Raw genomic sequence first — 14,149 nt, 5'->3', positions numbered from 1 at the left:
AGTTTTCCCGTCGGCGGTTCGTGCGGAGGTTAAAAAAATCTTGTGCCGTGGCGGGAAAAGCGGTTTTTCTGATTTATATCAGATTTATAGGCTTCGGGCGTTTTGTACTTGGATGAAAAAACGTATCTTCGTCATACGGATTATAAAGATGCAGAGTTGGATATGGAAAAGGGTTTGACCGCAGACAAGATACCGTCTTTTGCCACATTGTCCGACGAGGAACGCCGGGCGTTGTCGGATATTCTGGTCGAACGGAAGGTCCGGAAGAAGCAGATGGTGGTGGAAGACGGGCAGGTATGCCATTATATGGTGTATGTGTGCAAGGGATTGTTGCGCCAGTTCTATTTCAAGAACGGGCGTGAAATCACGGAGCATTTCACGTGCGAGGGCAACATCGCTTATTGCATCGAAAGCATTTTCAAGAACAAGCCGTCGCACCTGATGATGGAAGCATTGGAGAACAGCGAATTGTGCCTCATACCTTATACAGGACTGGTGGAGCTTTCCTTGTCATATAAAGGCATTGCCGAATGGTTGCGCCATTTCTTGGAAAACAATCTGATCCTGCATCAGGTGAAAGCCGATTCATGGCGTTTCGAGTCGGCCCGCGAACGTTACGAACGCTTTTTGCGGGAATTCCCCACGGTGGCAGGCAGGGCCTCGGTCAACGACATGGCGTCTTACCTGCTGATGACCCCCGAGTCGTTGAGCCGGGTACGTTCGGCGGTGTCGAATGTGGCAGGGAAGAAATTAGGTTATATTCAAAAAACAGAAGAAGAATGAAAAGTACATTTGAAGAGGCGTTGGAGCATCGCCGTAGTTATTACTCCATAGGAAGCAGTTCACCCGTGTCGGACGAAGAACTCATGCGTGTAGTCCGCCAGGCAGTGAAACACGTTCCGTCGGCATTCAACTCACAATCGACGAGAATCGTGTTGTTGTTGGGCGACGAGCACCAAAAACTTTGGGAAATCGTGAAAGATACCTTGAAAGCGCGTATTCCGGCCGAGGCTTTTGCCAAGACGGAGGCTAAGATTGACGGTTGTTTTGCCAGTGGCCATGGTACGGTGTTATATTTTGAAGACATGTCTGTGGTAAGAGGGTTGCAGGATGCTTTTCCTTCTTACAAGGATAATTTTCCGACGTGGGCCCAGCATACTTCTGCAATGCACCAGTTTGCCATTTGGGCGATGTTGGAAGAGCGGGGATTGGGAGCTTCCCTTCAGCATTATAATCCTTTGATAGACGAGGAAGTCCGTCATACATGGGAGTTGCCTGAAGATTGGATGCTGATAGCGGAAATGCCTTTCGGGGTCCCGACCGGCGAACCTGGAGATAAGGATTTTGGGGACGTGGACAAGCGCATGAAGGTTTTCCGTTGAGGATATATGAATTAAAAAAACCGATAAAATTCTATAGAATCTTATCGGCTTTTCTAATTTCCCTTTAAAGAGCCAACAAGGCAAAACGTTTTTTGGGTTGTTTACTTGATGATGGACGTTTGCGGGTTGCGTACCCCTTTGGCTTCCGTCAGGAAAGCTTTGGCACTTCCGAAACGCAGGTACATGTCCAGACGGACAGGCAAATGGTTCTTGTCGTCGGTGATGTAGAATGTGACGACCTCCTCTTCTTTTCCGTCCTCGTATTCCACGAATGAGAATACGAGGCAGCGGTATTTGGTCTTGCTTTCTTCCATCTTGAATGTTTTCTTGCCCCGGTAAATCAACGTTTGTCCTTCTATCTTTCCATTGTCCACCATCGGAAATTTGATTTTCTGGCCTACTTTGTAGTCGGAAGCATCGAAAGAGCGGGCATAGAGCATCATGCTCAGCATGTCATGCACGCATTCCTTATATTCCTCTTCTTTCCGTGTGATTTCATCCTTGTGGCTTTTGAAGCGGAGTTTCACGTGGCTTTGCCCGTCGGGGTAGCTGTACCAGGCTTCGTCCACCGTGTAGCGGTCGCCTTCCAAGGCTCCTTTACGGTAATAATAAGGTACGAGTTGGTCGTCGACAATGCTGACGAGCGTGTCGCGGAGCACGAAAAGCCGGTCTGCCATTTTGTTCCCGCGTGTGATGAGATGGCAGCGGTGCATGTCTTGTCCTTGGTGGGTCGTGTGTTTGATGTTCATGTTGGCACTGCCCACCGTCACCCAAATGAATTTCCAATTAAAGTAGAGCTTATAGGACAGGTCTTCTCCGTCTGTAAAGGCCACGTTTTCTCCCGGGCATTGGGCCTGGGAGGGGGTGAAAGATGCCGTCCATACATGGAGCAGGCATATCAGCATTATTATTTTCTTCATGGTTTCTTGTTTTTATCTGTTTCGTTCTCTTTCCGCATTGCGTTGTTTGATTTTCTTTTCCGCATCCGGCTTTTGTTTGGTGATGGCTTCCGGCTTTTGTTTGTTCAACGGAATGCCTCTCACGTCCCAGTCTTGTTCCACCTCCCAACGTGCCCTGAGGGTCAAAGACTTAGGGAAGTAGAAGACTTCCTCCGGTTGGCGGTTGGCGGCATAGTCTCCGGTGGTCCATTTCCCGTCGTTGTTCCGGTCTATGAAAAGGCGCAGGTAGTATTCGCCCGGTTTCAGATAGAAGAAGTCTGCGCGGTTGTTTACGGCTTTGGCGCTTCGTACCACCTTGTCGCTGTTGTCCATGAGTTGTACGTAGGCAGCCGTGTCCGGCAGGATGAGGCGGATGAACAGCGAACTGAATTCTTCTTCCGGAGTTACGGGGATTTCTTTTTTTATGGCCGTGCTCACTTTACCCAAGATGCTTTTTACGGCATTGCTGTCCGCTTCGAACTTGTATTTGTCTCCGGGATGCCATTCCGCGTACAGCATGTAGCTGCGCATGTCTCCCTCCACCGGAAGGAATAGGTAAGGCTCTTCAAGCCATAAGCTGTCTCTTTGTTTGTAGAAACGCAGTGCGGTGGTGTCTATTCCGGCAACAGGTTCGGCAAATGTGAACTTGATGTTTTGGGTAGGAGCGATACCGCCGCTCGGCTGCATTTTATAAGTGAGGTCTTCGCGTAGGAAAGGGTTGGGCTTGGCGACATACTTTTCCTTTTGTCGGCGTTTGGCCTTTTTTTGTTGGTCTTCCCACTCTTCGATTTTCTTTTGCCGTTCTTTTGCTTGGCGTGCATGGGTAATCTTGGGAATCAGGTCGAGCGTATCCGTACGGTAGGCCAACTGTCCCAATGTGTCGGTATCTAAGTAAGTCAGGCTGAAAGTGAGCGTGTCTTTATAGGCCACCGTGGTATCGGTAATCCAATAAGTCAGCGTGTCATTGTGCAGGGAACGTTCCAATACCATATTTTCCACTCCCTCGAAATTCAGTCCTTTCAAAGTCGGAATGGTATCTGACGGGCCTGTGAAATAGAGGGTGAACATTTCCGGGATAGGACGTTCGGTCTTTAGAAGATGCAAATCCTGATAGTCTTCCGTGAATCCCCGGAGAATGACATTGTCCGGATAGAAGTGGGTGTAAGGTATGGTCTTGACGGTGTCGATGTGCGTGCTGTCTATCCAAACCGTGTCCTGACGCGTATCGGGAGCACATGTAGGTTCGATGATGACGGAGTCGAAAGCAATCTTTTCGGCTTTTTGGCTGAAACGGAAATCTCCGTCCATATCCTGCAGGCCGTAGATACGATATTTTCCCGGTGCGACGCCTTTGATGGTGAATTGCCCGCGGCTGTTGGTGCGGGAGACGCGAGTGAAGGATTGTGTCGTAAAGGCACTATCGGCTAAATCGGCATACAGTCCCACTAGCATTCCTTTGATAGGCTCGAGGTTTTCGGCTTCCAACAATGTTCCGGAGACTTCCATCGTATCAATTTCTGAGCCGGTGGAGAAAGCGTATGTAAAGTTACCCATGGGGTTCCCCTCATTGTTGTCCACGATGGCATCGGAGAAGTCTACCGTATAGGTCGTGTTCTTTTTCAGGCTGTCGTTCAGGGTGATGTGTATCCTCTTCCCCGAAGTCCTGATTTCCGGCATTTCCTTCTGCGGTGGGGATACCACGACCTTTTCCGAAGCATTCTCAAGCACGATAAACTCGTCGAACGTGAGTGTCAGTTTCTTTTCCCGGTTGTTTACCGACATGTTGGCCGGTTGGCATTTGACCACTTTGGGAGGGGTTTCATCATAGGCACCTCCGTCCGGGCTTCCGATGCTGGCGCAAGCAGCTAAGACGAGAATGCAGAGGAGGGCGATGAGGGGGTATGGTGTGAGTCTTTTTTGCATATTATGCTTCTTTTTGGTTTTTAAAAATCTTCCGGTTTTGCGGGGGCATTTATGGATAACATTTCGTCGATGTATGTGCGCGTGTTGCTCAGGCGTGGAATCTTATGCTGCCCTCCCAACTTGCCTTTGGATTTCAGCCAGTCGTCGAAGAGGTTCTTACGCGCCGGGATAATTTCCAGATGCTGCAGGGTGATGTCCTTGTAACGTTTGGCCTCATAGTCGGAGTTGATTTCTTGCAGTTTCAAATCCAGGATGTGTGCGAAATCTGTGAGCGATTCCGGTTCTTTCGCAAATTCTATCAGCCACTGGTGGCGGCATTTGCCGTGGGCATCCATGTAGACGGGGGCTGCCGTATATTCCCGTATTTGCGCACCGGTGGCTTCACATGCCGCTTTCAATCCATTTTCGGCATTGTCTACGATTAACTCTTCTCCGAAAGCGTTGATAAAGAATTTCGTACGTCCGGTAATAATGAACTTATAAGGGTTCTTTTGCGTGAATTTTACGGTATCGCCAATCATGTACCTCCACAAACCGGCCGAGGTGCTGATGACCATGGCGTAGTTCTTGCCGGTTTCCACTCCCCAAAGTGGCACGATTTGGGGATTTTCTTTATCTATTTCGTCCATCGGGATGAATTCATAGAACACTCCGTAGTCTATCATCAGGAGCATGGACCGGTCTTGCAAATCGTTTTGTAGCCCGAAGAACCCTTCGCTGGCATTGTACGTTTCCATGTAATGCATGTCGGATGCAGTGACGAGTTGCCGGTATTGTTCGCGGTAGGGGGTAAAGGCTACGCCTCCGTGGAAGAAGACCTCGATGCCCGGCCATACGTCTTCCAGGTGGGTTTTGCCGGAAATGTCCATGACACGAGTCAATACGGACAACATCCACGACGGAACTCCGCTCAGGTTCGTCACGTTTTCTCTGATGGCAGCTTGGGCTATCCTTTCGCGTTTCTCTTCAAAATCGCCCAATAATGCGACTTTTTTGGAGGGAATGCGGAAATAGTTGACGAACGGACTGGCGTTTTCGATTAATATGGCACTCAAATCTCCTACCAGGCTATGGGGGAGGTTGTAATTGGGCGAATGGCTTCCTCCGAGTATCAATGCTTTGCCGTCGAACATCCTGCTCCGGGGATTCTGCCCCAGATATAAGGCTACGGCATCCGTCCCGCCACGGTAATGCGTGTCTTGCAGGCATTCTTTGCTGACGGGAATGAATTTGCTTTTGTCATTGGTTGTGCCGGATGATTTGGCATACCACCGGACCTGTCCGCTCCATAATACGTCTTTTTCCCCGTGCCGCATACGGTCGATGTAACTTTTGAGTTCCTCGTAAGTGTTTACCGGAGAGGTTTTCGTAAAGGAATCATAGTCTTTGACTTGTGCAAATCCATGTGTTTGTCCCCATTCCGTATGAATAGCTTGACAGATGAGTTTATGAAGAACGTTTAATTGCAGTTCTTCCGTTTGGTTTTCATATTTGGATATGCTTTTTCGTCTGCCTGAAAGAAAGCAGCTGACTAACTTCGTCTTATTCATGTCGTATTTCCGCAGGAATCATTTTATTCTCTTGCAAAAATAACTTAAAGTTATCAGAATAACGAACTTTATACAGATTTTAATGGACTATGTGTCGCTATCTATGTACTTATAGTTCGGCTTGCATTATCTTCGGCTAACCATTCTGAAATCGGGGGATTCTGTGACAGAGACCTGAAGCTTCGGTGGAGCAATTACCGTTATGGTTTGCTGTTCGTTGTCTTGTATGGTCATTTCAGACAAAGCCTCTTTTTGTTTTTTGTTGGAAAGGATTTTGTCAACCAGTTTGGGGGATTTCCTCAATAGTGCCAGAGTGTCTTTTGCAGCCAGTTGTTGGCTCTCTTTTTTAGAATAGCCTCTTCCTTTGCAACATGTCACTCCTTCGATTGTGATTTGGGTGGTAAAAACGGGCGTACTGTTTCCCTCCTGTGCCTGATCTATCAGGTCGAAGGTAATTTCAACTCGCCTCTTTTGTCCCCATTCAATTAATTTGCTTTTGAAATTGACTTCTTTATAGGCCAGTTTGTCGATATTGATTAACTGGGTCATGATGCGTTTGCCGATAAAACGCATGCAATAGGAATAGCCCCGGTCCAGATAAATCGCACCGACCATGGCTTCAAAAGCATTGCCACACATATAGCTGTTGTGGGTGGAGGAATGTGTGGATGAAATGATAAGTTTATCCAAACCGATTTCTACGGCCAATTTGTTCAATGTTTCACGTTGTACGATTTTGCTGCGGGTGTTGGTGAGGAAACCTTCATGTTTGCCTTTGAAGTGGCGGAAGACAATATCTCCTACGACGGCATCCAAAATGGCGTCGCCCAAAAATTCCAACCGTTCGTTATTAATCCAACTTCCTTGCTTTTTTATAGATGAGGACTTATGATGCAATGCCTGTTCGTAATATTGGATATGGTGCGGATAGAATCCTAATATCTTATAAAAAGAAGAATAAAGCTCCTTGTCTTTTCTGAAAGGGAGCCTTATTCTTTCTATGATATCTTTGGGATACACGACTTATTCAGCGTATTTCTTAAAGATTACACATGCATTGTGCCCACCAAAACCGAAAGTGTTGCTTAGAGCGGCACGCACGGTACGCTTCTGAGCAATATTAAAGGTGAAGTTCAGATCATAGTCGATTTCTTCATCTTTGTCATCTTCCTCATGGTTGATAGTGGGGGGTATGATATCTTCTTTTACTGCCATCACACTGGCCATTGCTTCCACAGCACCGGCGGCACCGAGCAGATGTCCTGTCATAGACTTAGTAGAACTAATATTCAATTCGTAAGCGTGTGGACCGAAAACATCTTTGATGGCTTTGGCTTCCGAAATGTCTCCGACATGAGTTGAAGTACCGTGTACATTGATATAATCAATATCTTCCGGTTTCATTTCAGCGTCTTCGAGAGCTCTTTCCATAACCAGTTTGGCACCTAACCCTTCCGGGTGGGAGGCCGTGATGTGGTGGGCATCAGCTGACATGCCTGCACCGGCCATTTCAGCGTAAATTTTAGCTCCACGTGCTTTGGCATGTTCCAATTCTTCCAAAATCAGACATCCGGCACCTTCACCCATAACGAAACCGTCGCGACTTGCGCTGAATGGGCGGGATGCGTGTTGTGGGTCATCATTCCGGGTAGAAAGAGCTTTCATGGCATTAAAACCACCTACGCCGGCTGGCCATATAGCCGCTTCTGCACCACCGCTGAGAATCATATCTGCCTTGCCCAAACGGATAAGGTTGAATGCGTCAGCCAAAGCGTTGGTAGAAGATGCGCATGCCGAAGTGGTCGTGTAGTTCGGGCCATGGAAACCATACATAATAGAAATATGACCGCTTGCAATGTCTGCAATCATTTTCGGGATGAAGAATGGGTTGTATTTGGGACCCAATTCTTTTCCTGTAAGTGCATACGCTCCGGCTTCTTCTTCAAAAGTGTGGATTCCACCGATTCCCACCCCGAAAACAACACCTATACGGTCTTTGTTCACAGCTTCCAAATCCATGCCAGAATCGTCTACGGCCATTTTGGCTGCAGCCAAGGCATATTGGGTGTACAAGTCCATTCTGCGTGCTTCTTTGCGGTCAATGTAGTCGCCTACATTGAAATCTTTTACTTCGCAAGCAAATTGAGTCTTGAACAAGGAAGCATCGAAATGTGTAATAGGTCCGGCACCACTTACTCCCTCAATCAAATTCTTCCAAGTTTCCTCGGTCGTATTTCCCAATGGAGTAACGGCACCCATACCTGTTACCACAACTCTTTTTAATTCCATTATCTTCGTTTAGAGAAAATATTATTTTGCGTTAGCTTCGATATAGCTAATAGCGTCACCTACAGTCGTGATCTTCTCAGCTTGATCATCGGGAATATTGATACCGAATTCCTTTTCAAATTCCATGATCAATTCTACTGTATCCAATGAATCAGCACCTAAATCGTTTGTGAAACTTGCTGTGGCTACTACTTCTGCTTCGTCAACACCCAACTTATCAACGATGATAGCTTTTACTTTTGATTCAATTTCAGACATAATTGTAATTTTTTGATTATTATTAATGTAATTCTGTAAATCCAAGTGCAAAGGAACTTTTTTTTTCCCACTTATGCAAGCAATTAAGTAAATAAATTGCTCTTTTTTGCACAAAAGTATATGTAGTGTGCAGTATTTGCTCCCTTTTACGAGACTTATTCTATGAATTCTCTTCTTAACGGGTAATTACCTCTCAATTCTTCGAACATGGTGGGATGGGACTTGAGTTTCAAACTATCCGTGTGTGGATTATATAAAGCCAATGCCCGTTCTTTTTCTGTGAGATTGGGACTCGGTAGCTCTTCCTCAGGAAGTTGAGGAACACGGATTTGGAAAGTGGCCTGAAGGTGGAAATGGTTGCACAATGCTGTGAGTGCCATACGGGTGGCATTGGCTTTTCCGTCGGCGGAGTAACCTGCGATATGCGGGGTTCCTATATATATAAGGTTGAGAAGTTCTTGATTGATATTCGGTTCATTCTCCCAAGTATCGATAATAGTATCTCGGATAATACCATCTTTTAAGGCTTGAAGTACGTCCGTATTATCCACGACAGCCCCTCGGCTTGTATTGATAATGATGGGGCGTTTTTTTAGTGCGTTGAAGAATGTTTTGTTCGCTAAATGGAAAGTCGGATAAGAACCTTTTGTGATTAATGGAGTATGGAACGAGATGATGTCGCACTTCTCTTGCAGCTCTTCCATGTTCAAAAAAAACTCATGAGGCTTTCCGGCTTTACACAAGGCTTCTTTTTGTGGTGGGTCATTGAGAAGGATTTGTACTCCCAAAGGGCGTATAGCTTCGATAACGGCATGGCCCACATGTCCTACTCCGACTAATCCGACCGTAGTCTTCGATAGGTCGTATCCTTTTTCTTTTTCCAAGAGCAAAAGGCATGAATGGATATATTGCCCTACGGAATTGGCATTGCAACCGGGACAGTTGGCCCATGTGATATGGGCGTGTTTCAGGTATTCAATGTCAAGGTGGTCATATCCGATAGTGGCGGTAGCGATAAAAGAAACTTTACTCCCTTTCAGAAGGGTTTCGTCGCAACGAGTGCGGGTTCTGACAATCAGGGCATCGGCATCATGTATATCGTCGGGGCTGATGGCTATCCCGGGTTTGTAAATCACATCGGTGGAGATTTGGGCGATAGCCTCTCGGATAAATGGGATTTTGTCGTCAACAACTATTTTCATGATGCAAAGTTAATGAGTTTTTATTATAGAATTATTGCCGATTCAAAAAAGTTTGTTTAGCTTTGCAATATTCTTTAAATAGAGGCACTTTTTTATTGTGTCATTAAAGTCGATACGGAATTTGTATGGAGAAACAAGACAAATGGACCAACTTGATGTATTACGTAGTGTTTGGCTTGAGCCATTTGCTATCCTTGCTTCCTTTTTGCGTTTTATATTTTCTGTCAGATGTCCTGTATTTGATAGTGTATCATTGCATCAAATATCGGCGTGATGTAGTAAGGGATAACCTATTGAAGTCTTTTCCCGAAAAGTCATCGGATGAGATTGTCCGGATAGAAAAGAAATTTTATCACTTTTTTTGCGATTATTTTGTAGAAACTTTGAAGCTGACTTCCATTTCGAAAAAGGAAATGAAGAAGCGGATGGTATTTCGTGGAGTGGAGCAGGTGGAACAGGCTGTGCGCGAAGAGGGGCATAATTTCATATTCCTTTATCTTGGGCATTATTGTAATTGGGAGTGGGTGGCATCATTACCCTATACTATATCTCCTTCTATCCATTGTGCACAAATTTACCATCCTTTGTATAATAAAGCCGTGGATAGGTTCTTTTTGAAATTGAGAAACCAGTTCGGTGGGGAATGTATTCCGATGAAAAATACATTGAGGCGTGTGATTGAACTGAAACGGGAAAAGCGCCCTGCGATGATTGGCTTTATATCCGACCAACTACCCAAGTGGAACAGCATGCATTTTTTTGTTCCGTTCCTGCACCGTGAAACCGCTGTTTTTACCGGAGCGGAGCAGATAGGGCGGCAGGTAAAAGCGGTTTATTTTTTTGCGGATATCATTCGTCCCCGTAGGGGTTATTATGAGTGTACGTTCAGACGGATGGAGATACCGGAGGTAAATCGTACGGAATATGATATGACAGCTATGTTCATGGAACAATTGGAGCAAATGATCAGGAAAGCTCCGCAATATTGGCTGTGGACGCATAAGAGATGGAAGCGTACCAAGGAAGAATGGCTGAGACGCCAACAAGATTCGACAATAAAATGATTAAATGTGACCATACATGGAAAGATATGATTATTTGATAGTAGGCGCGGGATTATTCGGTGCTGTATTTGCCCATGAAGCCAGATTGGCAGGGAAACGTTGTTTGGTGATAGACAAGCGTGCCCATCGTGGCGGGAATATATATTGTGAGGATGTAGAAGGCATTCGTGTACATAAGTATGGAGCCCATATCTTTCATACGGACAATAAAGATGTTTGGGATTATGTGAACCGTTTGGTGGAATTTAATCGTTATACCAATTCTCCATTGGCATATTATGAAGGTAAATTGTATAACCTGCCTTTCAATATGAATACCTTTTATCAGTTGTGGGGAGTGAAAACACCGGCTGAAGCCAAGGCTAAGGTAGCTGAACAGCGTAAGGCGTATGAATTTATCTCTGAACCGGCGAACCTGGAAGAGCAAGCTCTGAAATTGTGTGGAAAGGATATATATACCCGTCTAATCAAAGGGTATACTGAGAAGCAGTGGGGACGTCCGGCTACAGAACTTCCGTCCTTTATCATCAAGCGTGTACCTTTTCGTTTTATTTTCGACAACAACTATTTTAACGATGCTTATCAGGGAATACCGAAAGGTGGATATAACGTATTGATAGATGCTTTGTTGGAAGGTATAGAAGTCCGGTTGGACACGAACTATTTTGAAAACCGTGAGGCTTGGGATGCTATGGCCGATAAAATTCTTTTCACCGGTTGCATTGATGAATATTTCAATTATCAATGCGGACGTTTGGAATACCGTAGCCTGCGTTTTGACCATCGTCATTTGGAGGTAGAGGACTATCAAGGTAATGCTGTGGTGAATTATACGGCTGGGGATGTACCTTACACGCGTGTGATTGAACATAAACATTTTGAATACGGAACTCAGCCTACTACGGTGATTACATACGAATATCCTGATGCTTTTGCCCCGGGTAAAGAGCCTTATTATCCGGTGAATGATGCCCGTAACTCTGAAATATTCAAATCCTATCGTGAACTGGCGGTATCGCGTGGGAATGTTTTATTTGGCGGACGTTTGGCTCAGTACACTTATGCGGATATGGATGATACAGTAGCTGCGGCTTTGGCATTAGCCAAGCAGCAGTTTTGTCAATTACGGGAGACAATGATATGAAAAGTTTGCAGGTCATTACGCCGGTAAAGGATTCCATCGATTTCACGCTTGAGACGATAAGAGCCGTATTGTCTTCGGAGACCAGTGTTCCTTTTACATATACCGTTTATAATGATTTCAGCACAGCTGAGAATACGATGCGTTTGGAACAAGCATCCAAGGAACTTGGTTTTAAGTTGGTTAATTTGTGTGATTTGACAAATCATCCGTCTCCTAATTATTTATTGGTGTTGCAGACAGCCCGACGCGAAGCTTTAGCTGCGGATGCCGGTCTGTTGATTGTAGAGTCGGATGTCGTTGTGAAGAGGAATACTTTGCAGGACTTGTTCGACGGAGCTGTGCAACGTCCGGATTGTGCCATTGCCGCAGCGGTGACTACGGATGAGGACGGTTTGGTCAATTATCCCTATCTTCATGCACGGGGACGGGAAAACCAGGTTTATCCGGAGAAGAAACATTGTAGTTTTTGTTGCTCTTTGCTGACACCGAAGTTTTTGGGACAATTTGATTTTGGGACGCTTGACCCGACAAAGAATTGGTATGACGTGACCATTTCGCATGAGGCATTAAAAGCCGGTTTTCGCAATTACCTTTTTACGACCCTTCCGGTGTGGCATCGTCCTCACGGCAGTCGTCCATGGAAACAGTTAAAGTATAAGAATCCGTTGAAATATTATTGGTTGAAATTTACTAAAGGACTGGATAAAATTTGAATAGGATGAAATGGATTAAGCCAAGTCTTTGTCATTTATTGGCTCATCGGACGTTGGAACTCCGGCCGGATTATCAGGATTTGAAGGATTTTATGTATTCCATTCCCGAACGTTTTGCGGCCGGTGAAGGTTCGGTGGTTTATAAGGGACGCAATGAATTGAGGAAAATGACATATAGAGGGCTTGACTTGGTGGTGAAGTCCTTTCACCGTCCCAATTGGGTCAATCGTTTCGTCTATGGCATTTTCCGTCCTTCAAAGGCCAAACGTTCTTACGATCATGCGAGGATGTATCAAGAAATAGGGGTAGGGACTCCCGCTCCGGTCGGTTATCTTAATGTACGCAAAGGACTGCTTTTCGACCGTAGTTATTATGTGACGTTGGCGTCGGCTTGCCCATACGTCTATAATGATTTGTTCTATCAGCATTTTGATTATGCAGACGAGGTTGTTCGTACGGTAGGGAGAGTGACGGCCGTTTTGCATGAACATGGGTATGCGCATAAGGATTACGGGCGTGGGAACATTCTGTTCCAAAAGACAGACAAAGGGGTTCGGATTGAGATAGTGGACTTGAATCGGATGTATATCGGTCCGATTGATATGAGAAAAGGATGCAAGAATTTCGAGCGCCTTCCGGCTACGCCGCACATGCATCGTTTGTTGGCTGAAGAATATGCTGCCGTACGCGGATTCGATGCGGAGGAATGCTTTAAGTTGATGCAGGCTTTCCGGAGTACCCAACCTGGAAAAATAAACGACTTATATTAATATGTATCATGAATGTGGTTGCTGTTGTCGTAACTTATAATCGTCTGGAGCTTCTCAAACGGAATCTCTCTTGTTTGCGTCGGCAGACCGTACCGCTTACAACCCTTGTAGTGGTGGACAACGGTAGTACGGACGGGACGGGAGTGTGGTTGGACGAGCAGGAGGATGTGAAAACGATTCATCAGACCAATGTCGGGGGAGCCGGAGGTTTTTATACCGGAATGGAGTATGCTCGCCTTGCCGATGCCGATTGGATCTGGTGCATGGATGACGATGTTTTTCCGCGTCCGGATTGTCTGGAGCGGCTATTGGCGTACGCCGGATATGAAGGTGTAGGGATTTTGGCGCCGCGCCGCCTGTTGGAGGGCCGGATTTATACGAATGATTTTCTATCTTTCAACTTGACTCATCCGTTTTCATCCATGTATTCAGGACGATTGTCCAAGATGGAAGTGAATGCTCCTGTCGAGATTTGTGGAACGGCTTTCGAAGGTTTGTTCGTTCGCAGTGAGGTTGTGAAGTTGGTAGGGCTTCCCAATAAAGATTTGTTTATTTTTTGTGATGATACGGATTATTGCTTGCGCACGGTGATGGCCGGTTATAAGATTTTGTATGTTCCTACGGCCCTGATGGATAAAGAAAAGTTTTTCTCGGACGATTCGTGGGGGGAACGTAATAAGAAGAAAAAATGGAAACGCTTTTACCAGATACGTAATTCTTCTTATTTGAATCACCATTATGGGAAGAACTGGGCCGTGAAATATCTTCGCGGCTTTAACGGGGCCATCGGTTATATTTTAATAGCCTTTTTCTCGGCACCTTTCTCGGATGCTTATCGGTGGACTGATATTCCGATGTTTTGGAAAGCGTATACTGACGGCATAAGGGAAAGGTTGGGACGTTTGTAGGGATGTTT

14 protein-coding genes are annotated in these 14,149 nt (G+C 45.7%); 7 read left to right on the top strand and 7 right to left on the bottom strand.

Annotated features, from left to right (window positions below):
- The first annotated feature begins 162 nt into the window (after nucleotides 1-162).
- Both HMPREF9442_RS06605 and HMPREF9442_RS06600 read left to right on the top strand, forming a co-directional pair.
- Nucleotides 163-783, top strand: coding sequence for a Crp/Fnr family transcriptional regulator (locus HMPREF9442_RS06605; RefSeq protein ID WP_050795500.1), 621 nt, complete (start codon nucleotides 163-165; stop codon nucleotides 781-783).
- Nucleotides 780-1,382, top strand: coding sequence for a nitroreductase family protein (locus HMPREF9442_RS06600; RefSeq protein WP_008626661.1), 603 nt, complete (start codon nucleotides 780-782; stop codon nucleotides 1,380-1,382). Before HMPREF9442_RS06605 ends, HMPREF9442_RS06600 begins: the two co-directional genes overlap by 4 nt.
- Nucleotides 1,383-1,483: 101 nt before the next feature.
- On the opposite strand, the gene HMPREF9442_RS06595 is transcribed toward HMPREF9442_RS06600, so the two are convergent.
- The 7 genes from HMPREF9442_RS06595 to HMPREF9442_RS06565 form a co-directional block, all read right to left on the bottom strand.
- Nucleotides 1,484-2,302 (bottom strand): DUF3108 domain-containing protein, encoded by an 819-nt coding sequence (locus HMPREF9442_RS06595; protein ID WP_008626660.1) that lies wholly within the window; start codon nucleotides 2,300-2,302, stop codon nucleotides 1,484-1,486.
- 12 nt (nucleotides 2,303-2,314) lie between these two features.
- Nucleotides 2,315-4,243 (bottom strand): Ig-like domain-containing domain, encoded by a 1,929-nt coding sequence (locus tag HMPREF9442_RS06590; RefSeq protein WP_008626659.1) that lies wholly within the window; start codon nucleotides 4,241-4,243, stop codon nucleotides 2,315-2,317.
- A gap of 20 nt (nucleotides 4,244-4,263) precedes the next feature.
- Nucleotides 4,264-5,793, bottom strand: a complete 1,530-nt coding sequence (locus HMPREF9442_RS06585; protein WP_008626658.1) for a GH3 auxin-responsive promoter family protein — start codon at nucleotides 5,791-5,793, stop codon at nucleotides 4,264-4,266.
- Between the two features lie 126 nt (nucleotides 5,794-5,919).
- The gene (gene rnc, locus HMPREF9442_RS06580) at nucleotides 5,920-6,813 is read right to left on the bottom strand and encodes a ribonuclease III (RefSeq protein ID WP_008626657.1); all 894 of its coding nucleotides are present in this window, start codon (nucleotides 6,811-6,813) and stop codon (nucleotides 5,920-5,922) included.
- A gap of 3 nt (nucleotides 6,814-6,816) precedes the next feature.
- Nucleotides 6,817-8,082, bottom strand: coding sequence for a beta-ketoacyl-ACP synthase II (gene fabF, locus HMPREF9442_RS06575; protein WP_008626656.1), 1,266 nt, complete (start codon nucleotides 8,080-8,082; stop codon nucleotides 6,817-6,819).
- Between the two features lie 21 nt (nucleotides 8,083-8,103).
- Nucleotides 8,104-8,340 carry an acyl carrier protein gene (locus HMPREF9442_RS06570; protein WP_021979430.1) on the bottom strand — a complete coding sequence of 79 codons (237 nt, stop codon included), beginning with the start codon at nucleotides 8,338-8,340 and terminating at the stop codon, nucleotides 8,104-8,106.
- Between the two features lie 155 nt (nucleotides 8,341-8,495).
- Complete coding sequence (locus tag HMPREF9442_RS06565) at nucleotides 8,496-9,542, bottom strand: NAD(P)-dependent oxidoreductase (RefSeq protein WP_172634392.1); 1,047 nt, start codon at nucleotides 9,540-9,542, stop codon at nucleotides 8,496-8,498.
- Between the two features lie 125 nt (nucleotides 9,543-9,667).
- On the opposite strand from HMPREF9442_RS06565, the gene HMPREF9442_RS06560 reads away from it, so the two are divergent.
- The 5 genes from HMPREF9442_RS06560 to HMPREF9442_RS06540 are packed head-to-tail and all read left to right on the top strand — an operon-like array spanning nucleotide 9,668 to nucleotide 14,141.
- Entirely contained in the window at nucleotides 9,668-10,606 is a 939-nt protein-coding gene (locus HMPREF9442_RS06560; RefSeq protein WP_008626651.1) for a lysophospholipid acyltransferase family protein, read from the top strand.
- Between the two features lie 16 nt (nucleotides 10,607-10,622).
- Nucleotides 10,623-11,750 (top strand): UDP-galactopyranose mutase, encoded by a 1,128-nt coding sequence (gene glf, locus HMPREF9442_RS06555; protein ID WP_008626648.1) that lies wholly within the window; start codon nucleotides 10,623-10,625, stop codon nucleotides 11,748-11,750.
- Nucleotides 11,747-12,463 carry a hypothetical protein gene (locus HMPREF9442_RS06550; RefSeq protein ID WP_008626646.1) on the top strand — a complete coding sequence of 239 codons (717 nt, stop codon included), beginning with the start codon at nucleotides 11,747-11,749 and terminating at the stop codon, nucleotides 12,461-12,463. The genes glf and HMPREF9442_RS06550 overlap by 4 nt, the downstream gene beginning before the upstream one ends.
- 5 nt (nucleotides 12,464-12,468) lie before the next feature.
- Nucleotides 12,469-13,233: a lipopolysaccharide kinase InaA family protein gene (locus HMPREF9442_RS06545; RefSeq protein WP_008626644.1), complete on the top strand. Its 765-nt coding sequence runs from the start codon at nucleotides 12,469-12,471 to the stop codon at nucleotides 13,231-13,233.
- A gap of 8 nt (nucleotides 13,234-13,241) precedes the next feature.
- The gene (locus HMPREF9442_RS06540; RefSeq protein ID WP_008626640.1) at nucleotides 13,242-14,141 is read left to right on the top strand and encodes a glycosyltransferase family 2 protein; all 900 of its coding nucleotides are present in this window, start codon (nucleotides 13,242-13,244) and stop codon (nucleotides 14,139-14,141) included.
- The last annotated feature ends 8 nt before the right edge of the window (nucleotides 14,142-14,149 follow it).

The sequence above is a fragment of the Paraprevotella xylaniphila YIT 11841 genome (assembly GCF_000205165.1).
Taxonomy (GTDB): Bacteria; Bacteroidota; Bacteroidia; order Bacteroidales; family Bacteroidaceae; genus Paraprevotella; species Paraprevotella xylaniphila.
The sequence above is the reverse complement of the archived record's forward strand: the minus strand, read 5'-3'. Positions and strand labels throughout refer to the sequence as shown.